Below are 23,959 nucleotides of genomic sequence, written 5' to 3' on the forward strand. Positions count from 1 at the left end.
ATTATTCATTTTTCATTGTAAAAATATGATTGAAGTAAAACATATATCAAAATCGTACGGTGAAACAGAGGCACTGAAGGATGTTTCACTGAAGGTGCAGACAGGTGAACTGTTTGGACTGATAGGGCCGGATGGAGCAGGAAAAACAACTTTGATGCGCATTTTGATGACCTTACTCCTGCCGGATAAGGGAGAAGCTGAAATGATGTTTCACGATGTGGTGCAGGCGCATAAAATAATACGGAATATAGCAGGATATATGCCCGGACGGTTTTCTTTATACCAGGATTTGACGGTGGAAGAGAATCTTGCATTTTTTGCCACTGTTTTCGGAACTACGATAGAAGAGAATTACGATCTTATCAAGGATATATATGTTCAGATTGAACCCTTTAAAACACGTCGTGCGGGTAAACTGTCGGGAGGAATGAAGCAAAAGCTGGCCCTGTCGTGTGCATTGATCCATAAACCGGAAGTGTTGATTCTGGATGAGCCTACCACAGGTGTGGATGCGGTGTCCCGTAAGGAATTCTGGGATATGTTGAAACGATTGAAAGCATTGGGCATTACCATTCTGGTGTCAACACCTTACATGGATGAAGCCGAACAATGTGACAGAATTGCGTTGATTGAAAACGGAACCATACTTGGAACCGATACACCTTCGGGACTTAAACTGGGTTTTAACGGAAAATTATGGCAGTACAGCACACAAAAACTGTATCAGTCATTAAAGCTGATAAGGGAAATTGAACAGGTTGAATCGGTGCATACATTTGGACAGTTCCTGCATCTTACCACTGCCAATGATATGACGGAAGAAAGTCTGGAAGAGGTTTTAAAACCTCAGATTCAGGATGCTTTTACGGTAAAACAGATGGAGCCCGGAATAGAAGATGTATTCATGCAAAAAATGGCTGAACATGAATAGCGATAATGTGATAGAAGTTAAAAACCTGGTAAAGAAGTTCGGATCATTCGTTGCCAATGATAATCTGACATTCAGCGTAAAACAGGGTGAGGTTTTTGGTTTTCTTGGTGCTAACGGTGCAGGAAAAACGACGGCTATCCGTATACTGTCGGGTTTGTCGAGGCCAACATCCGGCGACGTGATGGTGGCCGGAGTGGATGTTAGCCGCAGACCTGAGCGGGTGAAGCAGAATATTGGTTATATGAGCCAGAAGTTTTCGTTATACGAAGACATGACCATTCATGAGAATATCAGGTTTTATGCCAGTATATACGGAATCAGGGTGAAAGAAAGGAAACAACGCGAAGAAGAACTGATCAGGCGTCTGAACCTTGAGGAGGTGAAAGACCGAAAAATTGCAGATCTGCCTTTGGGCTGGAAACAGAAACTGGCATTTTCTCTGGCCATCTTTCATAAGCCGAAGGTCGTATTTCTGGATGAGCCGACTGGCGGAGTTGATCCGGTAACGAGGCGTCAGTTCTGGGAAATGATATACGAATCAGCATCGCGCGGCATAACTGTATTTGTTACCACGCACTATATGGATGAAGCAGAGTATTGCGACCGGCTGTCCATAATGGTAGATGGAAAGATAGTGGCTCTGGATACACCTCTGAACCTGATGAAGCAGTATAATGCGGCCAATATGGATGAGGTGTTTTTGAAACTGGCCCGATTAAGAAAAAATAACGATGAGTGATAATGAACAATGAACAATTAATGATGAAAAATTATTCATCATTCACTTTTCACTATTCATTAAAAATGAGTCTTATGTCTTGGTTCTTATGTCTTAAGTCTTAAATAGATGAAACGTTTTATAGGATTTGTAAAAAAAGAATTTCTGCATATTTTCCGCGATCCCCGGACAATGATCATATTGTTTGGCATTCCCGTGGTTCAGCTGATACTTTTTGGTTTTGTGCTGACGACCGAAATAAAAGATGCTAAAATAGCCATTCTGGATCAGGCACACGATGATGTGAGCACAGCGATCACCAATAAAATTGCGTCCAGTGGTTTTTTTGCCATTGCAGCTGAACCAGAGGATGACAGCGGTTTTGATGAGTTGTTCAGGAAGGGAATTGTGAAAGCCATTGTGGTATTTGAACCTAACTTTGGTGAAAAAATCGTCCACGATGGTAATGCTCAGATGCAGATCATTTCCGATGCTTCTGAACCCAATACGGCGACGCTTATAACAAATTATATCACTGCCATTGTCAACGATTATATGTCGTCGGAGCTGATGAAGGGCAAAGCTGTCACAGGCGTCAAGCCGCAGGTAAGAATGTTGTACAACGAAGAATTGAGTAGTTCCTACATGTTTGTTCCGGGTATTATTGCCGTGATCCTGATGTTGATATCCGCCATGATGACCTCGGTGACCATCGCACGTGAGAAGGAGCTCGGTACCATGGAGATTTTGTTGGCATCACCCTTAAAACCATCTCAAATAGTTTTGGGTAAGGTGTTTCCATATCTGATCCTTTCCATTTTAAACGCAGGTATGATTCTGCTTCTTGGAAACCTGATATTTGGCGTGCCAATAAGAGGGAGCGTGGTATTTATGATGCTGGAGGTGATCCTGTATATTTTGGTCGCCTTAAGTTTGGGTGTGCTGATTTCTACAATTGTTGATAAACAGTTGCTGGCTATGATGTTATCAGCATTTGCACTGATGCTGCCGACCATGTTATTATCTGGTTTTATTTTCCCTATTGAAAATATGCCTGTTGTACTACAGTATTTGAGCAGAATATTCCCACCCCGGTGGTTTATTGAGATTATAAGGGCTGTAATGCTGAAAGATGCCGGATTATTAATCGTCTGGAAACAAACGGCCATTCTGATATTTATGATTGCGGTTATCCTTGGGGTCAGTGTAAAGAAATTTAAAACACGGTTAGAGTAATGCGTACGGTACTATATATTATTCAGAAAGAGTTTCTGCAGATTCTCAGAAACAAATCCATGTTACCTATCATTTTTATGTTGCCGGTGGTGCAGATGATGATCCTTGTGTTTGCTGCAACATTCGAAATGAAGGAGATAAAGCTACAGATAATTGACGAGGACAATTCCACCCTGTCACGTGAATTGATCTCTGATTTTTCGGGCTCTCCGTTCTTTAAAATCGTGGCGCTTGATCCGGCTGTAAAAGATCAGGAAGCGATGCTGCTGAAGAATCAGGCGAATGCGGTATTGGTGATACCGAATAATTTTGAGAAGGACTATTACAACTCGATGACCGGAGAAGTGCAACTGCTGGTTGATGCCATAAACGGTACGGCTGCAGAATTGACCTATGCATACTCTGGAAATATATTACAACGGTATAACACGCAAATTGCTGCAAGAGTTTTGCAGGCTGATGTGCAAAATACATCTCCCATAACCATAAAGCCCCGATACTGGTATAACGAGGTACTGGACTATAAATACTATATGGCACCCGGTATTCTTGTTGTTCTGGTGACTATCATCGGGGTGTTTCTGGCAGCTGTTAATCTTGTGCGGGAACGTGAGATAGGAACCATTGAACAGATCAATGTAACGCCCATAAAAAAATGGCAGTTTCTGGCCGGAAAGCTGATCCCATTCTGGCTTATCGGTCTGTTTGATCTGTTGTTAGGATTGTTTGTGGCCTGGTTGGCTTTCCGAATTCCTATTCGTGGTAGTATTCCAGTACTCCTGCTGTTTACAAGTGCCTATTTGTTACTGATCCTTTCTTTAGGTTTGCTGGTCTCAACCTTAAGCAAAACACAGCAACAGGTTGCCTTACTGGGCTTTTTCTTTCTGATCGTGTTCATTCTGATGAGCGGACTCTTTACTCCGGCAGAAAGCATGCCACACTGGGCGCAGATTATCAATTATCTTAATCCCTTGTTCTATTTTGTAAAGATCATGCGGCATGTGGTGTTAAAAGGTTCGGGAGTGATGGACCTGTGGCAGGATCTGGTAATTCTTACCGGATACGGAACTGTTATGTTATCTGTGGCTGTCAGAAGTTTTAGGAAAACGGCTTAAATAGACGCAAGACATAAGACATAAGAACCAAGACATACACAGGATTTTCTGTGGGAACATTACATGAGTCTGAGCACCCCTTTTTGTTACTTTTGGGCTGATGGGTAAGTCATTATACTTTGCAAACACAAAACTTCCTTAAGTACTTTCAAAAAAGTCCGGACTTTTTATGCAAAATGTCCTGAGTTTTTAGATAAAATGTCTGGACTTTTTTGATTCAATTTTTTTGATCTCCTATTTTAAACCTAGTTTCTTTTGTTTATTTCTTATTTAATTGATACATTTAGAGGTGGTTATGTTGAATGTTGAGATTGATTCTTAAAATAATAAAATAGAATAAAATGTTAAGTGAAATTATAAGTGGTCTTACTAAAATTTTGGGGCCAATTGCAACTTTATCAAAGGATAGAAGAGAACTAAAAGATAGTGCTTTAAGGGCTATTGCAACAGCATTAAATGAAACATACCTTTATTATCGTGATCTTAGAAATGCAAATGAAAGAAATATGGAAAGAGAATCACAATTATCGAAGTATTGGTCCGCCGCTGCAATTCCTATGAGACACTTTGATGAAAATTTGGCTGGAATATGTGATGCTAAATCTGAATATTGGATAAACCCAGAAAGTTATAGTAATGAACAGATTGTATCTTTGGGAATAGAATTAGGAAATGTTAGAGATGCCTATAGAAAATTATTGAATCCATTATATAGTTCAGGTAGGTTATAATTTCAAGAATGGAGTGAAGTTTTTTAAAAAGACAGAAAGCAGATTACGATGTCTACAAAATTAAATTTAGTTACCGAATTTGATCATGACTATGAAGCAGTTCTAATAATAGGGAATGGTTTTGATCTAAATTTTGGTTTAAAAACTGGATATAATGATTTTGTAGCAAGTAATTATTTTAAGTCTTTGGCAGAAAAAGGCAATAGTCTTGTTAATTATCTTGAGCAGCAAAATTCATTGTTAAATTGGATTGATATAGAAAATGAATTAAAAAAGTATTCAAGTAAGATAGCTAAAGATGATAAAGGATTCTTTTATGAATTTGTGGAGCTCTCAATGTCTTTGTCGAAATATTTAAAAACCATTAAATTAGATAGTTTTGATAGAAATAATCATGGATTTAAATTAATTAATAAACTTAAAGATTATACATTATTAATCATTGATTTTAATTATACTGATACAGTCATACGTTTGGTAGAAGAAATAATTGATGAAGATTCTAATCAATTGATTGATCTGGTAAAGATTCATGGATCTATTGCGGAAGATAACATAATTTTTGGTGTAGAAGATCAGGCTTCAATTAAATCCGAACACGTTTTTCTGAAAAAATCAGTTAATAAAAATTTTAAAGCAATTGACTTTAATTTACCTATTGAGCAATGCTCTAATTTTTTTGTGTTTGGTCATTCATTGGGTGAAACTGATCATATGTATTTCAGTGACTTTTTTTATAATGCTACTTCAAATAAATATTATGAAAAGAAGAATATTATTCTTTATTATTATGGTGAAGAGAGTTATTATAGTTTATTCTCTCAAATTGACGTGCTGACACGAAAAAAAATATCAAAATTGAAGCAACGGAATAATTTTCATATGATAAATACAAAAACAACACTTAAGTAGAATATAAACATAAGATTTTAGTTGTCATATACTTTGTCCAAAAGTTTATCTATTTAAATAATTAAGGAATTACAAAATCTTGATTCTTGGTTCTTGATTCTTGTGTCTAATTCGTAAACCTCCGGATCACATTATCAATATATGTTTTTGAAACCGGGATTCGGATGACAGGTTCGGTGTCCAGTTCCAGAAAAACACCTTCTTTTTCACGTTTTATGGTATTAATCAGCTTCATGTTGATCAGGTAAGATCGGTGGCACCTGATAAAGATATCCTCAGGAAGTTCTGCTTCAAGTTTCTTTAATGTATTGCGCAGGAGGTAACTGGTTGGTTTATTATGTTCGTTGTAATAAACCTTTACATAGTTGTCTGCGGATTCAATGTAAAGTAAATCACTTTGTTTTACCGACAATCTTAATGTTCCGCGTTCATCCTTAAATGATACCAGATTACCGGTATCCATGCTAAAATTACCGCTTTCAAGCTGTTCCAGTTTATGCTTTTTGTCGTGCCACGAAAAATACAGCCATAAAACAGAATAAGGCAGCAGCAAAACAAGGGCAGTATTCTCAATGGACAGTTTCAGCATATCCATAAAAAACCGTTCATCTTTCAGGATGAGACTCTCGAACAATGTATAAAATAGCGCCATACAGAAGACTTCTACTGCTACCCATGCCAGGTAGCTCCACAATTTTATAGAATGCCTTTTTGCATAATGATACATGATGATCCGGCTCACCACAACAACCAATACACCTGTGAGTATAATCAGACTGGAATAGGCCAGAAGACCCCATTTGCCAGCATTAAACCAGTATTCAACACCGAATGGGGCATAGATATTGATGAACACCAACGCGAAAAGTGCTGTAAACAGAATGAGTTTAACAATATTTTGTTTCAGAACTAAATAGCGTGGTATGGGTTGGTTCAAATCTGCCATCTGTGTAAATTGAACTACAAAAATAGATAATCCTGCCTGATATTCCATTTTTAATATAAATCAGCCTGAAAATTTTACCCCAACATAGCGAATTTTACCCCCAAATAGGACTTTTTATCCCAGTATAAGGGTGTCTGTAACATTTTTTTTCTGATGCCGTAAATCTTCTTTTGATTTGCACAAAACTCAGGAAATGGACTATAACGAAATACAATATGTAACGCGTTCTGCCCGGATGAACAATGCAGCGGCAAAGCCCATTCCGGGAACTTCTCTCTCCATTACCGAACGTGATTTTATATCTGCCCGTCGGGAATTATTCAGTATCGACCAGTCAGACAATTTTTATAACATTTCTGACGGGCAGATTCCTGAAAACGATCGGTTCACATATCCTGTTATTAAGCATAAGGATCAGGCCGATGGTGTTATCGTTTTATTACACGGACTGAATGAACGTGACTGGGATAAGTATATGTCCTGGGCCTATGTGCTGGCTGAGAATACAGGTAAGGATGTGATCCTGTTTCCCATCAGTTTTCATATGGGCCGGTCACCCAAAGAATGGATCAACCCCAGAAGCCTCATGGAAAAGCTGGAATCCAGAAAGCAGAAGTTTAGTGATGTGAAAATGGCGTCTTTTGCAAATCTGGCGTTGAGCGAAAGGCTGACATCCCATCCAGAACGGTTTATGTTGTCGGGTTATCAGAGTGCTATGGATATACTGAAGCTGGTATCGGATATAAAATCAGGCAATGATCCGTTATTCCATTCCGGTACTGATATCGACTTTTTCAGCTACAGCATTGGGGCATTTCTGTCTCAAATCTTATTTATTACCAATCCAAACGGTATATTCGATGCATCAAAACTGTTTATGTTCTGTGGTGGTTCCGTGTTTAACCAAATGGATGGTGTTTCAAAATACATTATGGACAGTGTGGCATTTGACAGGGTCATAAATTATTACGGTGAAGCCATCGATGAAAACAGAAGAGAAAACAAGCCTGTCCGGCAGATATTAAAGGATACACAACTGGGCGAAAGCTTTTACAGCATGACCAGCCTGGATCGGTTGAACCGGCTCAAAAAGGATGTCTTTTCAAAAATACGCGATCAGATACAGGTACTGGGTTTGTTGAAAGATAAGGTAATTCCATCAGAATCGATCAAAAAAACATTGAAGGGCTGCCGGATGTCTTTCCTGAATCCGGACTATAATTATACACACGAAAATCCGTTTCCGATGGTTAAAAATCAAAATTCCGGAATCATCAACAGAACATTCAATATTGTAATGGATCAGGCCGCAGGTTTCCTGGCATAATTATAAGGACCGCTACCTTTAATATTTTTTTAATCTCCCGTTTTCTGCATAAAGTCAGGGAAACCACTTCTTGTCCATCGAATGGGTCTTGCCCGCATTGCACGGTTTGGATCGGATAATTCATGTCCCTGAATCTCTTTGTAATCACGGGCATGGTAGATCATGACATCTGTCTTTCCGTCTTCGGCAACAGTAAAACAGTTATGTCCGGGACCGTAGCGTTTCAGATCCTCATTGGTAAAAAACACAGGTCCTGGTGACTTATGCCAGTTGGATTCTACCAAAAGGTCATCATTTTCATCAATCCACAATAATCCCATGCAATAGTTATCATTGGTAGCGCTTGCAGAATAGCTGACAAAGATCTTCCCGTTTCTTTTAATCACTGCAGGTCCTTCGTTTACATGGTATTTTACACGTTCCCAGTCAAATTCAGGTTCAGTAATTACAACTTCGGGACCCGTCAGGGTGGTCGGATTTTTCATTTCTGAAATCAGCAGACCGGTGTTATCTCCCTGCCTCACACTTTGCGCCCAGATCAGGTAATTTTTACCGTTGTGCTCAAATGTTGTGGCATCCAGTGAAAATGATTCTCTTTTGGTTTTAATCTGTCCTTCTTCCTTCCATTCACCGGTAGTTGGATCATTGGACGCATTGGATAAAGCCCACATCCTTATATTCCAGATATGTTCCGCTTCTCCTGCAGCAAAATATATATACCATTTCCCGTCAATATGATGTAATTCCGGAGCCCAGATATGATGTCCCATTACACCGGTTTTATGTTTGCGCCAGATGACTTTTTCTTCTGCATCTTTTAGTCCGTTTATAGTGTTTGCTTTCCGAATAATGATCCGGTCATATTCCGGTACGGTGGCGGTCATATAATAGGTGCCATCATCAGCTTTAATGACCCACGGATCAGCCCGTTCCTCGGCAATTGGGTTATCATACTTAATATTTTGTGCATAAATCTGCATCGAAAACATTACTGTCAATGTTATTGTGCTGAGCATCTTAAGGAAATTCATATTCAATCGTTTTTTTATACAGTGAGCCAAAATACAAAACTTACGCCAAATATAATACCCGGTAACCACATAAAAGTATTTTTAAAGGTTGGACAGAGATTTTCTGTTTAGGCAAAAACAAAAAAAAATGACCTGTTTTCAGATTTTCGTCCACGCCTTCAGCGTGGGTATTCACTTCGTTCATCAGCCTGACATTGCATATCAGGCTGGAATCGGTAAGGCTTTCAGCCTTGGATCTAACTTGCATGATTGTTAAGTTTCAGTCCAACAGACTGGCAGCAAAAGTCTGGAATATCGCACCGAGGTAAAAGGTCGGAGTTTGAAATCCAGTCTGTAAGACTGGAAGTAGTAAACCCGGTACGTAGTGCCGGGTGATGGCAGGAGTGGAGGCTCAGTCTGTAGGACTGACTGAAAACATCCTTAATGTACAATTCCGTTAATCGTAGCGTATACTGTTCAAAATTGTTTGTGTTCAAAATATAAAGAGGAAATTATTCACATAATTTAATGCTAATTTATATCCTTGTAAAGGATTGAAAAATAGCTTTTTAAAGAAATATTTTATGCGGAAAACCATTATGAATTACATTTCTCTTTATCCCGCTTTTCAACTGCTTTTCTCCACCAAAGATTTTTACTATATTCGCACTCAATTTTTTTAGAACCGATAAAAGGAGTAGATACTGACGTATGAGCAGGAAATTTGCTGAATATAAGGGACTTAATTTGTCAGAGGTTAACAGGGAAGTCCTGAAGGATTGGGATGAAAAAGATGTTTTTCATAAAAGTATGTCAACCCGTGAAGGCAGGCCTACCTTTGTTTTTTATGAAGGGCCGCCTTCGGCTAATGGTATGCCCGGTATTCACCATGTGATTTCACGAACCATTAAGGACATTTTTTGCCGGTATAAAACACAGCAGGGATTTCTGGTAAAACGCAAGGCTGGTTGGGATACACACGGGCTTCCGGTGGAGTTGAGTGTGGAAAAAAGCCTTGGGATCACCAAGGAAGATATCGGTAAAACCATTACTGTAGAGGAATACAATAATACCTGCCGCAAAGAGGTGATGAAATACACCAATATGTGGGAGGACCTTACTCATAAAATGGGGTATTGGGTCAATATGGATGACCCGTACATTACTTACGACAACCGCTACATCGAAACGTTATGGTGGTTGCTGAAAGAGATGTATAAGAAAGGTCTGCTGTACAAGGGATACACCATACAGCCTTATTCTCCGGCTGCCGGAACCGGTTTGAGTACTCACGAACTGAACCAGCCGGGATGTTACCGCGATGTGAAGGATACAACGTGCACGGCTCAGTTTAAGGTGATTCGTGATGAGGCATCCGATTTTCTCTTTAAAGATGTGGATGGTGATTTGTTTTTCCTGGCTTGGACGACTACACCCTGGACACTTCCATCCAATACTGCATTGGCTGTTGGACCCAAAATTGAATACGTTAAAGTAAAAACATACAATCCTTACAGCAGTGAACCGCTTACGGTAATCCTGGCCAAAGATTTGGTAAAGGCTTATTTCTCACCGGAAGGTGCAGAACTCGATTTCGATGCATACAAAGAAGGAGATAAGAAGATTCCTTATGTTATACTGGATCATTACAAAGGAACAGAACTGACCGGCGTATCTTACGAACAACTTATTCCGTTTGTAAAGCCTGAAAAGGAAGCATTTAAAGTTATTCCGGGCGATTATGTAACCACCGAAGATGGTACCGGTATTGTACACATTGCGCCAACCTTTGGTGCGGATGACGACCGGGTGGCCAAACAGGCAGGCATTCCACCACTTATCCTGATTGACAAAGACGGTATGCGTCAGCCTATGGTGGATAAGACCGGTAAATTCTATAAACTGGAAGATCTGGATCCTTCATTTGTGGATCAGTACGTGGATATAGCCTTTTATGGTGAGTATGCAGGACGTTTTGTGAAAAATGCATACGATGAATCCATTCCCGAAGATGCGGCATCGCTGGATGTGGATTTGGCCGTTATGCTGAAGCTGAATAACAAAGCTTTCAAGATAGAGAAACACGTGCATAATTATCCGCATTGCTGGCGTACTGATAAACCGGTGCTTTACTATCCATTGGATAGCTGGTTTATAAAAACAACTGCTGTGCGTGAGCGGATGATGGAACTGAATAAAACCATCAACTGGAAGCCGGAATCAACAGGTACTGGTCGTTTTGGAAAATGGCTGGAAAACCTGGTGGACTGGAACCTGTCACGTTCGCGTTACTGGGGAACACCATTGCCCATCTGGAGGACGGAAGATGCTTCGGAAGAGCTGTGTATCGGCTCCGTGGAAGAATTGTACAATGAAATAGAAAAGTCTGTGAAGGCAGGCCTGATGCCAGCCAATCCGTTCGCCGGTTTTGAAGTTGGCAATAACGCAAAAGACAATTACGAAAAAATAGATTTGCACCGCCATGTAGTGGATGATATTGTGCTGGTTTCACCATCTGGAAAACCGATGCAGCGCGAATCTGACCTGATAGATGTGTGGTTCGATTCAGGTGCAATGCCATATGCGCAGCAGCACTATCCTTTTGAACACAAAGACGAATTCAGTCAGCTTTATCCGGCAGATTTTATTGCCGAAGGTGTGGATCAAACCCGCGGATGGTTTTTTACTCTGCATGCCATAGCTACCATGTTATTCGATTCGGTGGCTTATAAAAATATTATATCCAATGGACTGGTACTCGACAAAAACGGCAATAAGATGTCGAAACGTTTGGGTAATGGTGTAGATCCGTTCGAAGTGCTGGAAGGGCAGGGAGCCGATCCTTTACGCTGGTATATGGTAACCAATGCTCAGCCCTGGGATAACCTGAAGTTCGATATGGAAGGTGTGGAAGAGGTGAAGCGTAAATTCTTCGGAACGCTTTATAACACCTATTCTTTCTTTTCGTTATATGCCAATGTGGATGGATTTTCGCACAAAGAGGAAGATATTCCTGTGGAAGAGCGTCCTGAAATTGATCGTTGGATCATTTCGTTGCTGAATTCATTGGTTAAAGAAGTTCGTGATCATTATGAAAATTATGAACCAACCCGTGCGGGGCGTGCCATCCAGGAGTTTGTGACGGAAAACCTGAGCAACTGGTATGTTCGTCTGAACCGGAAACGGTATTGGGGTGGTGATTATGATAAGGATAAAATCGCAGCCTATCAGACTTTATATAAGTGTCTGGATACAATCGCAAAAATTTCGGCACCTGTTGCTCCGTTCTTTATGGACAGGCTGTTCCTTGATTTAAATAAGGTAACTGGTCTGGATAACTCGGAGTCGGTTCATTTAACCATATTCCCGGAATACGATGAAGCACTGATCGATAAAGAACTGGAAGAGCGTATGGCGATTGCGCAGACGGTTTCATCTATGGTGCTTGGTTTAAGGCGCAAGGTGAATATTAAGGTGCGTCAGCCGCTGAATAAACTGATGTTACCTGTACTGGACAGTTCGTTTGTGGATCAGTTTGAAAAAATAAAGGACCTGGTGCTGAACGAGGTAAATGTAAAAGAGGTGGAATACCTGCACGAAACGGCAGGAATTCTGGTGAAAAAGATAAAACCAAATTTTAAAACACTGGGACCGAAATTTGGAAAACAGATGAAGCAAATTTCTGCATGCATTAATGGAATGAGCCAGGAAGATATTGCTGAGTTTGAAAAGAATGAAGGAAAGAACATTGAAATTGACGGTCAAAGCATAGAACTGACGATGGCTGATGTGGAAATTCTGAGTGAAGATATTCCGGGATGGTTGGTTGCAACCGAAGGAAAATATACCGTGGCTCTTGACGTTACAGTTACAGAGGAACTGAAACAGGAAGGTATTGCGCGTGAGTTTGTAAACCGCATTCAAAATATCAGAAAAGAGTCGGGACTGGAGGTTACAGATAAGATTAGCCTGTACATTGGCAGTCATTCTGAGATTGATGCAGCGGTTAATGCTCATAAACAATATATTGCCTCCCAAACACTGGCTACCAGTGTAGAATTGGTCCCCTCTGAAACCCTTAAAGACGCACGGGAAGTAGAGATAGATAAAGGAGTTGAGACAGTGATTAAAATTGAGAAACAACTTTGATTTTAACAAAATAAATTATACTTTGGTGAAAATTTAATCTTATGGCTGAAAAAACTAGATACTCGGACGAGGAACTTGCTGAATTTAAGCAAATTATCCTTGAAAAACTGGAGAAAGCTAAAAGAGATTATGATCTTTTAAAGGCCAACATTACTCACAGTGATGATAATGATACCCAGGATACCTCTCCAACGTTTAAGGTGCTTGAAGAAGGTGCGGCTGTATTAAGTAAGGAAGAGTCCGGAAGACTCGCACAGCGCCAGTTAAAATTCATTCAGCATCTTGAAGCTGCATTGGTCAGAATAGAAAATAAAACATATGGAATTTGCCGTGTAACCGGCAAGCTGATTCCAAAAGAAAGATTACGTGCTGTTCCGCATGCTACGCTGTCTATCGAAGCCAAACAGGGACAGTAAATACACAATGAAATAGTATTAATTGATATTTGGAGGGTCGCTATGACCCTTCATTTTTTGTAAAAAAGAAACAATGTCAAAAAAAGGGTGGATTTCAATTTCTCTCATTTTGCTTATCCTGGTGTTCGACCAGATTATTAAAATTGTTGTTAAGACCCAACCGCTTTCCTGGATTCATACCTTACCATTTATCGATTATACCGAAAATAACGGTATGGCGTTCGGCATTGAACTGCCGGGGAAAGGAGGCAAGTATTTTCTTACTATTTTCCGGTTGATCGCGAGCATAGTCATCGCAGTTTTCCTGGTAAAAATGGTTCGCAAAGATGTGAAGACCGGAATTATTGTAGGCTTTTCATTGATTCTTGCCGGTGCTCTGGGGAATATTATTGACAGCGTATTCTATGGTGTAATTTTTGGCTATGCGCCGATTTTACACGGCAGAGTAGTTGATATGTTTCATTTTAACCTTTTCCACTTCTTCTGGCCGAAATGGATTCCATTTTTTGGCGGCAAATATTTTGAATTCTTCGCGCCCATATTTAATGTGGCGGACTCTTCTATAACAATAGGTATTGGATACATGTTAATTTTTCAACGGCGTTTCTTTAAGGAAAATAAGCTGTAATGAGCCGTGTATTTCTGCACATATTGTTGCTGTTGATTCTTATTCCCGGATGTAAAAAAAATACGTATATCATTCCGCAGGATGAATTGGTTGAGATTCTTTCTGATATCCATTATGCCGAGGGCATAACGAATACCAACGTGCGCCAGTTCATGACCAGCCAGGACCGTAGTAAGGCTATTGAACGCGTTATAGAAGCTAAGGGTATTGAACGGGCAAGGTTCGATTCAACCATGCATTATTATGCGCTGCATACACGTAAGTACGAGGTGTTGTACGATAAGGTCATTCAGGAGTTAATGATACGTGAAACCAGGGTGAAGGCCGGGCAATTTGATAGGAGCTATCTTTATAAAACCATGAATCTCATGAAGGATTATCCTGAAGATTCTGTACTGCGCGATTCTGTTCTGAAGGAATTCTGGTGGGGTGACCGTAAGGTGGTGGTGGACGAAGTTACCAGTTGGAAAGGTGATTATGATAAGGTTTATCTGGATTCTGTTCCACATAAGGGCTTTGTTCTAAAAGCGGATATCAGACTTTTTCCAAATGATTCGTCATTAAATCCGCGAACTGTTTTTCAGGTAGAATATCTGACAGATTCTGTTACGGGTGATTCCATTTTGTCGGATACCTGCTTTCTGTTCAGGGATTCACTGGTGTCCTGCAATCTGTACCTGCATACGTCTGATTCTCTTCCTCTGCATAAACTGAATATCATGTTTCTGGATCAGGATTCGACCTTAGTCAGAAAGAATGCCATTTTGAACAATATAAGGCTTTATGAATTAGCTGATCCGGATGATCCCGCTCTTCAGCTCCCGGAAAAGTTCATAAAACAGTAGCCATGTATCTGGAACACAGAATTCTTTCGCATAAAATATTTACTGGACAGGAAGTTATTAAAAAAGGCATTATCAGGTATATGCCGGATAAGATTATTACGGCTGTTGAACCAACACATTTAAAACATGCAGAAAGTGCCAGAACGCAGTTCTACAGTGGAATGATTGTACCTGAAATATACAACCAGCCTTTTGATGCTGTTAAGCTGAAGGAAATTCTTCATGAGAATATGGATCCAAACGAATTTGAGGTGATTGATGCATCCGGTTTAGGATACACAAAGCTACTACATATACTACAGCAGCTTCAGTCAGAATATAAACTTTATGGGAAAGATTTTCTTGAATTCTGGAACAAGATCTCTGTGAGTGCTGCCCGGCAAAACGGTGAAGATTATTCGATCAGGCCTGGTAACCGAATCAGAATTGTGAATCTTCGTGGTCTTGATCCAGAAACTTATGCGATCTCTGCACATTCCAAAATTATCCCGATAGAGCGTAATTTGTTACTGTAATTATCGTCTCCCTTTTTCAAAAGGGGGTGCCAATCGTATACGATTGGCGGGGGATTTTAGTACCGTTACTTATCCGACTATCTGAAGTTCATCGAATGAGTAATATTAGGAATATTCTCCTGAAATACTTACATTTAATCCGCTAAAATTAAACCGGCCCTGCATGACAAGAAGATTCTGTTGATGTAAAATCTGACTTTTAAGATAAACTAATGCAGACATATCTTTAATTGTGGGGATATATAAACCTAGTGTTCATTGTATAGACAAACAGAAGAGCCTGAAAACCATATGAAACAAAAACTTATAGATCCAAGATATTACTACTTAATTTTCGTAACATTTATTCATTTTATTTTAAACCCCATACAAAGGGAAGATTGTAATTTAAAAGGATATGAAAAGTTGATTAATACAGTTATCCTCTTTACTCAAAATTTTTTATTAGTAATAGTAGCTGTTAGTATTAGTCTTGCTTTAAGACCTAAAAACCTAGGGATTTCACAGCTTGAAAATTTATATTCTCCAACATTTTTTTTCCTTGTAATCGCTATTATATTGCCATTAATTGAAGAAACAGCATTTAGGTTATACCTTGAATTCAGACCAGTTTTTCTAGCTCTCTCCATCACAGTGATATCTTATTATTATACAACTTTTGGTATTTTTAAAACATATATTACAGACATAAATAATGATTTCTTGATTCGTGTGTCCGTATCATTTTCATTAGGGGTCATAGCATACTTTTTACTCAATAAGTATGCCTGTAGAATAAAAAAATATTGGGATAATAATTTTAAATGGATATTTTACTTTTCTGTTCTGGTTTTTGGTCTAGTACATATTATGAATTATGAAATAAATATTTACAACTTACTTCTCGCCCCTTTCATTGTTCTTCCACAACTTATTAGTGGTAGTTTTTATGGATTTATTAGAGTCAATTATGGAATGATTTATGGAATTATTGCACACATATTAAATAATACCTTAATCTTCATTATTCGTAGTTTTGTTTAAATATGGGAACATAATAACTAAACACTAAGTTTTGTAACTTGTTTTTTTGGTCATTATTTTGTCGTTCACTGTGTATTACCAACGTCTTTCAGTCCTATCTTACAGAAAGTATATCGCTCGCTGTTGTTCAAAATATTGACCGATCCTGAACTTAACTAAAGGAAAGATTAAAGTGTGTTAATTAGAAAAAACAAGAAGTTTAGTTTTAATGCAGAGGAAAGGATTTCTACTAAATTCGTAATTTTAAAATGTGGTTTATTAAATGGAATACCTGGGATCGTGTTTGTGCAAAGGAATTAAGTTTAAAGTTATTGGTGATTTTGAGAGTTTTTATTTGTGCCATTGCAGATATTGCAGGAAAGATACCGGCTCTGCTCATGCCGCAAATTTATTTTCGTCAACCGCAAAACTGGAATGGATAAAAACGGAAACCAAAATCAAAACATTTCAACCTCCCAAAAGCAATCATGTGAAAGCCTTTTGTACAAATTGTGGATCAGCATTACCCAATTTACAAATGGATGGTAAATTGTTAGTCGTTCCGGCAGGATGTTTAGATACTAAACTGGAAAAACGGCCTGATGCACATATTTTTGTCTCAAATAAAGCAAGCTGGGATGAGTCGCTGGAAAAAATAAATAAATTTGACCGGTTTCCTGAATAATTTAGAAATTATAAGACTAAAGTTGGCTTACATTAAAAACAGGCCAGATGCGTTTATTCATTTATTTAATTATAACTAATATGAAACCAATACTTTTAATTCCTTTTTTATTTATCCTGTTATCCTGTAGTAATAAAGACGATTTTTATGTAGGGACATGGGATCTCAACAAAGAAAACGGGGTTAGTACCGTAACTTTTTCCGAAAACAAAAAATTGAACTGGGATATAATTGGGACAAGAGTCATGGATAATATGGATTTTGAAGCAGTTAAGTTAGCCCCAAATGAATATAGTATAACATCCTCTTCCGGAGATGTTCCTGTAAAACTAATACTGCAACGACTGAGTAAAAATCAATGCATTGGATGTAATTATAAAAGTTATGTTGATGAGAATATGATTGATGAAGTTTTCATTGCCAGAAAGAATCAACATCCTATGGAGCCCATCCCGAAACCAGATCAGGAAGTTATTATTTTACCCGAAGATTACACAGGAGATTTTTTTATTGTATATAAGTATTTGGCAGATGACCAGGCAGGAGAAATAAAAATTGATGATAAAGGAATAGGAATTAATAAGGGTAAACCGGATCTGAAACAGTTGTTTAATGCTAACAGGATTTTCAGGTTTGAAGGTCAGAAAAAGAATATTACCATTGCCAATCCAAATGATTATGGAAACTTCTTAAATTCAAATATCGACAGTTTATTTAAAGATGAAGACATCTTAATTATACAGAAAGGATTTAATCAGTCAGGAAGAGCTGAATGGAATAAAGAACATGAAGAGGAAGTAAAAAACGCTTCAAATATTGAATATTTTGAGGTTAAACGGATAAAAAAGTAAATTCACTAGGTAATAGATATGACTCATCTGATAACTCAAAATTTATCAGATCACTAATTATGTCTTAAGTCTTGGATCTTATATCTTACGTCTTATTTTAAAAAACAGTTGTCCGAATAAAAATGCATATCCGCTACTTTACACATCTTATCCGGACAGCCGTTCGTTAAAATATCACAATTGCTGTATTGTATTTTTTATGATGGTTATGGCTTCGTCAAGCTGATCTTTTGTAATAACCAGCGGTGGTGCAAACCGGATGATATGTTCATGCGTCGGTTTTGCTATCAGCCCGTTTTCTTTAAGTGCCAAACAAACATCCCAGGCTGTCTTACCATTAGTTGGCTTGATCACAATAGCATTCAGCAGACCTTTACCGCGAACCAGTTCAATAAACGGAGAATCAATTTTTCTCAATTCTTCCCTGAAATACGCTCCAAGTACTTCCGCATTTTCAGCCAGCTTTTCGTTCTGAATGACCTCAAGGGCAGCTATAGCAACCTTGGCGGCTACCGGGTTTCCTCCGTAAGTTGACCCATGTTCGCCGGGTTTGATTGTCAGCATGATGTCATCATCGGCAAGGACACACGATACCGGATAAGTACCTCCTGAAAGCGCTTTTCCCAGAATGAGGATATCCGGACGAACGCCTTCGTGATCACACGCCAGCATTTTTCCGGTTCGTGCCAAACCAGTCTGAACCTCGTCAGCAATGAACAACACATTGTTGGCTTTACACATTTCGTAGGCAGTTTTCAAATAGCCATCGTCCGGTACATACACACCTGCTTCACCCTGAATAGGTTCAACCAAAAAGCCAGCTACATTAGGTTGTGATAATGCTTCTTTAAGTGCGTTAATATCATTGTATTTAACTACCTTGAATCCTGGTGTATAGGGTCCGAATCCTTTGTAGGAATCCGGATCCGTTGACATGGAAATAATGGTGATGGTACGGCCGTGGAAGTTCCCTTCGCATACCACTATTACGGCTTCGTTTTCTGGAATCTGCTTAACGTTATATGCCCATTTACGGCAAAGCTTAAGGGCTGTTTCGTCGGCTTCAGCTCCCGAATTCATGGGAAGCACTTTATCGTATCCAAAGAGTTTGGTCACGTATTCCTCAAATTCTCCCAGAACATTGTTGTAAAAGGCCCTGGATGTCAGTGCGAGTTTTTTGGACTGCTCCACAAGTGCATTAACAATTGATGGATGGCAATGTCCCTGGTTAACAGCAGAATATGCTGACAAAAAGTCGAAATAACGCTTTCCTTCAACATCCCAGACAAATACGCCCTCTCCGCGTTCCAGTACCACAGGCAGGGGATGATAGTTGTGTGCACCGTATGTATCTTCGCGATCAATATAATATTTTGTATTCATAGTAAATGATTTTCCGGTCAAATTATCACTTTACCTCAAAATACTAAATGACAATAATCATAATCAAAATATCTACTGGGATTATTTCAAAATATTGGCGAAATACACAATACAGGATTAGTCACAGTGAACTTTGCTTTTAGCCATAAGTATCACTACCTTTGCATTTCGACAAAAGATTTTGTGTTATCGGGTTAGCTGAAAAACAAAATACCGTAAAAATCATGCTGCTGCATTCGCTGGCAGATGGACATCCTGGTTCTTATTTTTAGTTGTGAATAAAGGTTTTAGCCTGAAGGTTATTCTCTTATTTACATTCATTTGACCGAATTAATCCGGATCAATTCATTTTTAATTTAATATACATTATGCAAAAGTCTACAAGTAGAACTTATTTATTTATTTTTTTAGTTGTGTTTTCGGCGCTCAATTCCGCCAGAGCGCAGGATGAGAAAGAGAATTATGTGAAATTCGGTGGGGCATTACGGTTTAATATTTTTAGTAAAAGCTGGGTGTCGAATCAGACACAGCCTGAAGCAACTCTTGATACGTGGAGATTAAATGTTAAAGCACGTACAGCGGGTGTAGACCTGAATTTTGAATACCGTTTTTATCCTACGTTTGGTACACATTTTATGAAACAGGGTTGGCTCGGATATGGCTTATCCGACGACGTCTATGTGAAATTGGGTGTATCTCAGGTTCCCTTTGGTATCACCACTTATGCTTCGCATTCATGGTGGTTTCAGGCGCCATACTATGTTGGCCTCGAAGACGATTACGATATGGGGCTGAAGTTTGATATTTCAAGCATCGAAAATCTGGATCTTGCTGTGGCGTACTTTCGTCAGTCAGAACCGGAAGGGCCTGTATATGGTGGTGATGTCACCTTTGGAAACTCCGGTGCAGGGCGATATTCGTACGATCTGGTACCCTCGGAAGGATCATCAAACCGTGAACTGGATCAGTTTAACCTGAGAGCCGCTTACCATCTTTGCGATGGATTGGAGATTGGTGTTTCGGGACAGACCGGTGGCATATATAACAGCGTTTTAAACAAGCGAAAAATGTCAACAGCTTTTGCTGCTCATATAGTGGCCAATGCAGCTGGTTTTAATTTCAAGGGAGAGTTAGTCTCTTATAACTACAATGCATTTGCTGATGATGGTTCTGAATTGGAAACGGTGACCATGGGCGCATACGGTTTTCCTTATCAGGTGGCAACAAAAGCAAATATGTACGTAGCAGGTCTGGCTTATTCAATTCCTGTTAAGTTAGGTCCTGTAAGCAATATTCAGGCTTATGTGGATTACACATATGTGGATAAGGCAAATAAAAACTTTACGGATGCACAGCATCTGATTCCCGGCTTTTTAATTACAGCAGGAAATATTTACACTTACGTTGATTTCGCTTTAGGTAAAAATCAACCATGGCTGACCCCAACCTTCGGAACCGGATTTGGAGAAGGGCAGACATACAGCGACGATCAGGCGTCAAAATATTATTCCAGTGATCCGACTATGCAGGGAACACCTGTACCTATGGATCAGCTTGACTGGGAACTTAGGTTCAACATAAATATTGGATATTATTTTTAATCTGTTAACATGATAAAAGTTAAAATAGAGGATCTGTCTTTGATTTTCGGAAAACGAAAAAAAGAAGCATTGAGCTTGTTGAAGCAAGGTGCTTCAAAGCAGGAAATCCTTGAAAAAACCAACTGCACGATGGCAGTAAAAAATGCTAACCTTGAAATAAAGGAGGCAGAGGTATTTGTGATCATGGGATTGTCCGGAAGTGGTAAATCAACATTACTGCGTTGCATTAACCGGCTTATCAATCCCACCGCTGGTGATATATGGGTCAATGACAATAACATCACCCGGTCGTCAGATAAGGAACTTCTTGAAATACGCAGAAAGGAGTTTGCAATGGTGTTTCAGCACTTTGGACTTTTGCCGCACAGAACGGTAATGAGTAACGTGGCCTTTGGCCTTGAATTACAGGGCGTGGATAAAGATACAAGAAACAAAAAGGCACTGGATACGATAAAGCTTGTTGGTCTGGAAGGCTATGAAGATATGAAGGTTAGTGAACTTTCAGGAGGTATGCAGCAACGCGTTGGACTGGCCAGAGGTTTAGCGAACGATCCTGAGGTATTGCTGATGGATGAGGCTTTTTCTGCACTGGATCCTCTCATAAGGGCGCAAATGCAGGATGAATTGTTGATCCTTCAGGAAAAGATGAAAAAGACCATCATCTTTATTACACACGATCTTGACGAGGCTATAAAAATAGGAGACAGGATTGCGATTATGAAAGATGGAGAGATTGTTCAGGTTGGTACATCTGAAGAGATTCTTACAGATCCGGCTAACGATTATGTCCGTGATTTTGTGGAAAACGTGGACCGTGGTAAAATTATTACGGCTGGTTCTGTTATGTTCCGAAAACCTACAATCGCCAGTATGCACAGGGACGGACCAGAAGTTGTCATAAAAAAGATGCGGGACAAAGGTCTGGATTCTATTCCTGTAGTAAGAACAAACCGAACTTTCGTTGGGGTCGTTACAATTCAGGATGCTTTGAAATGTAAAAAAGAAGGGAAAAAATCTATTGAATCTGTAGTAAATGCCGATGTCCCTTCTGTTAATGAGGATGCAACAGTAGAGGATATGTTGCCATTGGTAACTGAATCGGTTCACTCCATACCCGTGGTTGATGAGGAAAATCATTTGCTGGGGGTCGTAACGCATACATCGATCCTTGTGGAAGTTACAGGTAAAGATAAGAAGGAAATACAGGAAATCATTCAAAACGCAATTGACTTATGATTCATATAGGTGACTACATAGAAAAGATAATAAACTGGATGACAGATAACTTTTCGGGTTTGTTTGATGGAATAAACACCGGAATGTCGTCTATCATCAGCGGTATTGAATCGTTCTGGTTATGGGTACCTTTCTGGGTAACCATACTCGTATTTTCAGGATATGCATTCTGGAAAGTAAACAAGGGAACAGGTGCATTAACATTGCTTGGGTTCCTGCTTATTTACTATATGGGATTCTGGGATGAGACCATGGAAACATTCTCGCTGGTTCTGGCATCTGCCATAGTTGCATTGGTTATCGGTATACCTCTTGGTATCTGGAGTGCTAAAAGCAATACGGCAAACAGTATAATACGACCCGTTCTGGACTTTATGCAGACCATGCCAGCCTTTGTATATTTAATTCCTGCGGTCTTGTTTTTTGGTCTGGGAACTGTACCCGGAGCATTTGCGACCATTATTTTCGCCATGCCTCCGGTTGTAAGATTAACCTCGCTCGGTATTAAGCAGGTTCCGGGAGATATTGTAGAGGCTACACGGGCATTTGGTGCGACACCTCGTCAACTTATGTTCAAGGTTCAACTGCCACTGGCCATGCCAACGATTCTTGCAGGCGTGAATCAAACCATAATGATGGCATTATCCATGGTGGTGATAGCAAGTATGATCGGTGCCAAGGGATTGGGTGAAATCGTACTTCAGGGAATCAGTCAGCTCAGGATAGGGCTTGGTTTCGAAAGTGGTCTGGCCGTCGTACTATTAGCAATTATATTAGACAGGATAACGCAAAATTTTGGAAAACAGAAATAAATAGAAAAGTATGAAAAGTTTAAAGATTATCAGTGTTTTTGCAGCGTCGTTGATGCTGTTTTCTTGCGGAAACAAGAAGAAGGATTCCGCGAGCGAATCAAAAGGAGAAGTTAAAATTGCCATGGTAAACTGGATTGAATGCATTGCAGACACGTACCTGGCAGAAGCAGTACTTGAGGAGAAAGGGTACGAGGTAGAAGTGGTCAATGCAGATGTGGCACCTGTTTTTGCTGCTGTTGCAAAAGGTGATGCAGACCTGTTTATGGAGGTATGGCTGCCGGCAACTCATAAACCATACATGGAGAAATTTGGAGATAAACTGGAAAAAGTAGGAACCATTTATAAAGAAGGTAAAGTAGGACTTGTTGTACCTACATATGTTACCATTAGTTCTATAGACGAATTAAATGCGAACAAAGGCAAATTCAATGGTCAGATTATCGGTATTAATCCCGGAGCTGGTATCATGAAAACCACAGAGAAAGCAATTAAAGATTATAATCTTGACTTTGAACTTGTCGCTTCATCCGAAGCCGGTATGCTGGCATCATTGAAAAAGGCGTACGATAAAAAGGAATGGATTGCCGTTACAGGTTGGAAACCTCACACAAAATTTGCTAAGTGGGATCTTAAGTTTCTGGATGATCCTAAAGGTGTTTACGGACAGGCTGAGACCATTTCTATTTATGCAACAAAAGGATGGTCTGCTAAACATCCTGAGCTGGCTACGTTCTTTAGCAACTTTAAAATGAACGATGCAAATCTCGGTACTTTAATGGTTGCCATGGAAGAGAATCCCGGCAAAGAGGTAGAAGCTGCCAAAGCCTGGTACCACGACCACAAAGAACTTGTGGATGGTTGGTTTAAGGCTAACTAAGAGAAATTGAAATTTTCCATATTAGGGCATTTA

The 23,959-nt window shown here is 39.4% G+C and carries 23 protein-coding genes; 19 read left to right on the plus strand and 4 right to left on the minus strand.

Annotation, left to right across the window (positions count from 1 at the left end; genetic code table 11):
* Positions 1–25: 25 nt before the first annotated feature.
* The 6 genes from ACE1ET_RS14150 to ACE1ET_RS14175 all read left to right on the plus strand — a co-directional run bounded on the left by ACE1ET_RS14150 (position 26) and on the right by ACE1ET_RS14175 (position 5,643).
* Entirely contained in the window at positions 26–931 is a 906-nt protein-coding gene (locus ACE1ET_RS14150) for an ABC transporter ATP-binding protein (RefSeq protein ID WP_375729071.1), read from the plus strand.
* On the plus strand, positions 924–1,670 hold the full coding sequence (locus tag ACE1ET_RS14155) for an ABC transporter ATP-binding protein (RefSeq protein WP_375729072.1): 747 nt from the start codon (positions 924–926) through the stop codon (positions 1,668–1,670). The genes ACE1ET_RS14150 and ACE1ET_RS14155 overlap by 8 nt, the downstream gene beginning before the upstream one ends.
* A gap of 108 nt (positions 1,671–1,778) precedes the next feature.
* Positions 1,779–2,885, plus strand: a complete 1,107-nt coding sequence (locus tag ACE1ET_RS14160) for an ABC transporter permease (protein WP_375729073.1) — start codon at positions 1,779–1,781, stop codon at positions 2,883–2,885.
* Positions 2,885–4,000, plus strand: a complete 1,116-nt coding sequence (locus ACE1ET_RS14165; RefSeq protein WP_375729074.1) for an ABC transporter permease — start codon at positions 2,885–2,887, stop codon at positions 3,998–4,000. Before ACE1ET_RS14160 ends, ACE1ET_RS14165 begins: the two co-directional genes overlap by 1 nt.
* 341 nt (positions 4,001–4,341) lie before the next feature.
* Positions 4,342–4,731, plus strand: coding sequence for a hypothetical protein (locus ACE1ET_RS14170; RefSeq protein ID WP_375729075.1), 390 nt, complete (start codon positions 4,342–4,344; stop codon positions 4,729–4,731).
* A 48-nt stretch (positions 4,732–4,779) separates the two neighbouring features.
* Positions 4,780–5,643 carry an AbiH family protein gene (locus ACE1ET_RS14175; RefSeq protein WP_375729076.1) on the plus strand — a complete coding sequence of 288 codons (864 nt, stop codon included), beginning with the start codon at positions 4,780–4,782 and terminating at the stop codon, positions 5,641–5,643.
* Positions 5,644–5,749: 106 nt separating this feature from the next.
* Here ACE1ET_RS14175 and ACE1ET_RS14180 read toward each other — a convergent pair whose 3' ends face one another.
* A complete protein-coding gene (locus ACE1ET_RS14180; protein WP_375729077.1) occupies positions 5,750–6,637 on the minus strand; it encodes a LytR/AlgR family response regulator transcription factor in 888 nt (295 codons plus the stop codon).
* A gap of 145 nt (positions 6,638–6,782) precedes the next feature.
* Between ACE1ET_RS14180 and ACE1ET_RS14185 the strand changes: the two genes are divergently transcribed.
* Positions 6,783–7,916, plus strand: a complete 1,134-nt coding sequence (locus ACE1ET_RS14185) for a DUF6051 family protein (protein WP_375729078.1) — start codon at positions 6,783–6,785, stop codon at positions 7,914–7,916.
* A gap of 29 nt (positions 7,917–7,945) precedes the next feature.
* On the opposite strand, the gene ACE1ET_RS14190 is transcribed toward ACE1ET_RS14185, so the two are convergent.
* Both ACE1ET_RS14190 and ACE1ET_RS14195 read right to left on the minus strand, forming a co-directional pair.
* On the minus strand, positions 7,946–8,947 hold the full coding sequence (locus tag ACE1ET_RS14190; RefSeq protein WP_375729079.1) for a glycoside hydrolase family 43 protein: 1,002 nt from the start codon (positions 8,945–8,947) through the stop codon (positions 7,946–7,948).
* A gap of 40 nt (positions 8,948–8,987) precedes the next feature.
* Positions 8,988–9,194, minus strand: coding sequence for a hypothetical protein (locus ACE1ET_RS14195; RefSeq protein ID WP_375729080.1), 207 nt, complete (start codon positions 9,192–9,194; stop codon positions 8,988–8,990).
* A 443-nt stretch (positions 9,195–9,637) separates the two neighbouring features.
* Here ACE1ET_RS14195 and ileS point away from each other — a divergent pair, with 443 nt between their 5' ends.
* The 8 genes from ileS to ACE1ET_RS14235 all read left to right on the plus strand — a co-directional run bounded on the left by ileS (position 9,638) and on the right by ACE1ET_RS14235 (position 18,017).
* Complete coding sequence (ileS, locus tag ACE1ET_RS14200) at positions 9,638–13,075, plus strand: isoleucine--tRNA ligase (RefSeq protein ID WP_375729081.1); 3,438 nt, start codon at positions 9,638–9,640, stop codon at positions 13,073–13,075.
* Positions 13,076–13,116: 41 nt separating this feature from the next.
* Positions 13,117–13,491, plus strand: a complete 375-nt coding sequence (locus ACE1ET_RS14205) for a TraR/DksA family transcriptional regulator (RefSeq protein WP_375729082.1) — start codon at positions 13,117–13,119, stop codon at positions 13,489–13,491.
* A 73-nt stretch (positions 13,492–13,564) separates the two neighbouring features.
* Positions 13,565–14,119, plus strand: a complete 555-nt coding sequence (locus ACE1ET_RS14210; RefSeq protein WP_375729083.1) for a signal peptidase II — start codon at positions 13,565–13,567, stop codon at positions 14,117–14,119.
* On the plus strand, positions 14,119–14,964 hold the full coding sequence (locus ACE1ET_RS14215; protein ID WP_375729084.1) for a DUF4296 domain-containing protein: 846 nt from the start codon (positions 14,119–14,121) through the stop codon (positions 14,962–14,964). Before ACE1ET_RS14210 ends, ACE1ET_RS14215 begins: the two co-directional genes overlap by 1 nt.
* Positions 14,965–14,966: 2 nt before the next feature.
* Complete coding sequence (locus tag ACE1ET_RS14220) at positions 14,967–15,479, plus strand: hypothetical protein (protein WP_375729085.1); 513 nt, start codon at positions 14,967–14,969, stop codon at positions 15,477–15,479.
* 291 nt (positions 15,480–15,770) lie between these two features.
* Positions 15,771–16,502, plus strand: a complete 732-nt coding sequence (locus ACE1ET_RS14225) for a CPBP family glutamic-type intramembrane protease (RefSeq protein WP_375729086.1) — start codon at positions 15,771–15,773, stop codon at positions 16,500–16,502.
* A 262-nt stretch (positions 16,503–16,764) separates the two neighbouring features.
* Positions 16,765–17,166, plus strand: a complete 402-nt coding sequence (locus ACE1ET_RS14230) for a GFA family protein (RefSeq protein WP_375729087.1) — start codon at positions 16,765–16,767, stop codon at positions 17,164–17,166.
* Positions 17,167–17,246: 80 nt separating this feature from the next.
* Positions 17,247–18,017, plus strand: a complete 771-nt coding sequence (locus tag ACE1ET_RS14235; protein WP_375729088.1) for a hypothetical protein — start codon at positions 17,247–17,249, stop codon at positions 18,015–18,017.
* A gap of 174 nt (positions 18,018–18,191) precedes the next feature.
* Here the strand turns inward: ACE1ET_RS14235 and rocD are convergent, their stop codons facing one another.
* On the minus strand, positions 18,192–19,400 hold the full coding sequence (rocD, locus tag ACE1ET_RS14240; RefSeq protein WP_375729089.1) for an ornithine--oxo-acid transaminase: 1,209 nt from the start codon (positions 19,398–19,400) through the stop codon (positions 18,192–18,194).
* Positions 19,401–19,768: 368 nt separating this feature from the next.
* Here rocD and ACE1ET_RS14245 point away from each other — a divergent pair, with 368 nt between their 5' ends.
* Genes ACE1ET_RS14245 through ACE1ET_RS14260 form a run of 4 tightly spaced genes read left to right on the plus strand, consistent with a single transcriptional unit; the run spans position 19,769 to position 23,926 of the window.
* On the plus strand, positions 19,769–21,001 hold the full coding sequence (locus ACE1ET_RS14245) for a hypothetical protein (protein ID WP_375729090.1): 1,233 nt from the start codon (positions 19,769–19,771) through the stop codon (positions 20,999–21,001).
* 9 nt (positions 21,002–21,010) lie between these two features.
* Positions 21,011–22,237, plus strand: a complete 1,227-nt coding sequence (locus ACE1ET_RS14250; RefSeq protein ID WP_375729091.1) for a quaternary amine ABC transporter ATP-binding protein — start codon at positions 21,011–21,013, stop codon at positions 22,235–22,237.
* Complete coding sequence (locus ACE1ET_RS14255; RefSeq protein ID WP_375729092.1) at positions 22,234–23,049, plus strand: ABC transporter permease; 816 nt, start codon at positions 22,234–22,236, stop codon at positions 23,047–23,049. Before ACE1ET_RS14250 ends, ACE1ET_RS14255 begins: the two co-directional genes overlap by 4 nt.
* A gap of 10 nt (positions 23,050–23,059) precedes the next feature.
* On the plus strand, positions 23,060–23,926 hold the full coding sequence (locus ACE1ET_RS14260) for a glycine betaine ABC transporter substrate-binding protein (RefSeq protein WP_375729093.1): 867 nt from the start codon (positions 23,060–23,062) through the stop codon (positions 23,924–23,926).
* Positions 23,927–23,959 lie beyond the last annotated feature (33 nt).

The sequence above is a fragment of the Quyinboa mangrovi genome, from assembly GCF_042219825.1.
Classification (GTDB): domain Bacteria; phylum Bacteroidota; class Bacteroidia; order Bacteroidales; family UBA5342; genus JBHJHP01.

Coding starts and splice junctions, on each gene's coding strand:
- ACE1ET_RS14150 (WP_375729071.1), top strand. CDS start 26: ATGATTGAAGTAAAACATATATCAAAATCGTACGGTGAAACAGAGGCA.
- ACE1ET_RS14155 (WP_375729072.1), top strand. CDS start 924: ATGAATAGCGATAATGTGATAGAAGTTAAAAACCTGGTAAAGAAGTTC.
- ACE1ET_RS14160 (WP_375729073.1), top strand. CDS start 1,779: ATGAAACGTTTTATAGGATTTGTAAAAAAAGAATTTCTGCATATTTTC.
- ACE1ET_RS14165 (WP_375729074.1), top strand. CDS start 2,885: ATGCGTACGGTACTATATATTATTCAGAAAGAGTTTCTGCAGATTCTC.
- ACE1ET_RS14170 (WP_375729075.1), top strand. CDS start 4,342: ATGTTAAGTGAAATTATAAGTGGTCTTACTAAAATTTTGGGGCCAATT.
- ACE1ET_RS14175 (WP_375729076.1), top strand. CDS start 4,780: ATGTCTACAAAATTAAATTTAGTTACCGAATTTGATCATGACTATGAA.
- ACE1ET_RS14180 (WP_375729077.1), bottom strand. CDS start 6,637: ATGGAATATCAGGCAGGATTATCTATTTTTGTAGTTCAATTTACACAG.
- ACE1ET_RS14185 (WP_375729078.1), top strand. CDS start 6,783: ATGGACTATAACGAAATACAATATGTAACGCGTTCTGCCCGGATGAAC.
- ACE1ET_RS14190 (WP_375729079.1), bottom strand. CDS start 8,947: ATGAATTTCCTTAAGATGCTCAGCACAATAACATTGACAGTAATGTTT.
- ACE1ET_RS14195 (WP_375729080.1), bottom strand. CDS start 9,194: ATGCAAGTTAGATCCAAGGCTGAAAGCCTTACCGATTCCAGCCTGATA.
- ileS (WP_375729081.1), top strand. CDS start 9,638: ATGAGCAGGAAATTTGCTGAATATAAGGGACTTAATTTGTCAGAGGTT.
- ACE1ET_RS14205 (WP_375729082.1), top strand. CDS start 13,117: ATGGCTGAAAAAACTAGATACTCGGACGAGGAACTTGCTGAATTTAAG.
- ACE1ET_RS14210 (WP_375729083.1), top strand. CDS start 13,565: ATGTCAAAAAAAGGGTGGATTTCAATTTCTCTCATTTTGCTTATCCTG.
- ACE1ET_RS14215 (WP_375729084.1), top strand. CDS start 14,119: ATGAGCCGTGTATTTCTGCACATATTGTTGCTGTTGATTCTTATTCCC.
- ACE1ET_RS14220 (WP_375729085.1), top strand. CDS start 14,967: ATGTATCTGGAACACAGAATTCTTTCGCATAAAATATTTACTGGACAG.
- ACE1ET_RS14225 (WP_375729086.1), top strand. CDS start 15,771: ATGAAACAAAAACTTATAGATCCAAGATATTACTACTTAATTTTCGTA.
- ACE1ET_RS14230 (WP_375729087.1), top strand. CDS start 16,765: ATGGAATACCTGGGATCGTGTTTGTGCAAAGGAATTAAGTTTAAAGTT.
- ACE1ET_RS14235 (WP_375729088.1), top strand. CDS start 17,247: ATGAAACCAATACTTTTAATTCCTTTTTTATTTATCCTGTTATCCTGT.
- rocD (WP_375729089.1), bottom strand. CDS start 19,400: ATGAATACAAAATATTATATTGATCGCGAAGATACATACGGTGCACAC.
- ACE1ET_RS14245 (WP_375729090.1), top strand. CDS start 19,769: ATGCAAAAGTCTACAAGTAGAACTTATTTATTTATTTTTTTAGTTGTG.
- ACE1ET_RS14250 (WP_375729091.1), top strand. CDS start 21,011: ATGATAAAAGTTAAAATAGAGGATCTGTCTTTGATTTTCGGAAAACGA.
- ACE1ET_RS14255 (WP_375729092.1), top strand. CDS start 22,234: ATGATTCATATAGGTGACTACATAGAAAAGATAATAAACTGGATGACA.
- ACE1ET_RS14260 (WP_375729093.1), top strand. CDS start 23,060: ATGAAAAGTTTAAAGATTATCAGTGTTTTTGCAGCGTCGTTGATGCTG.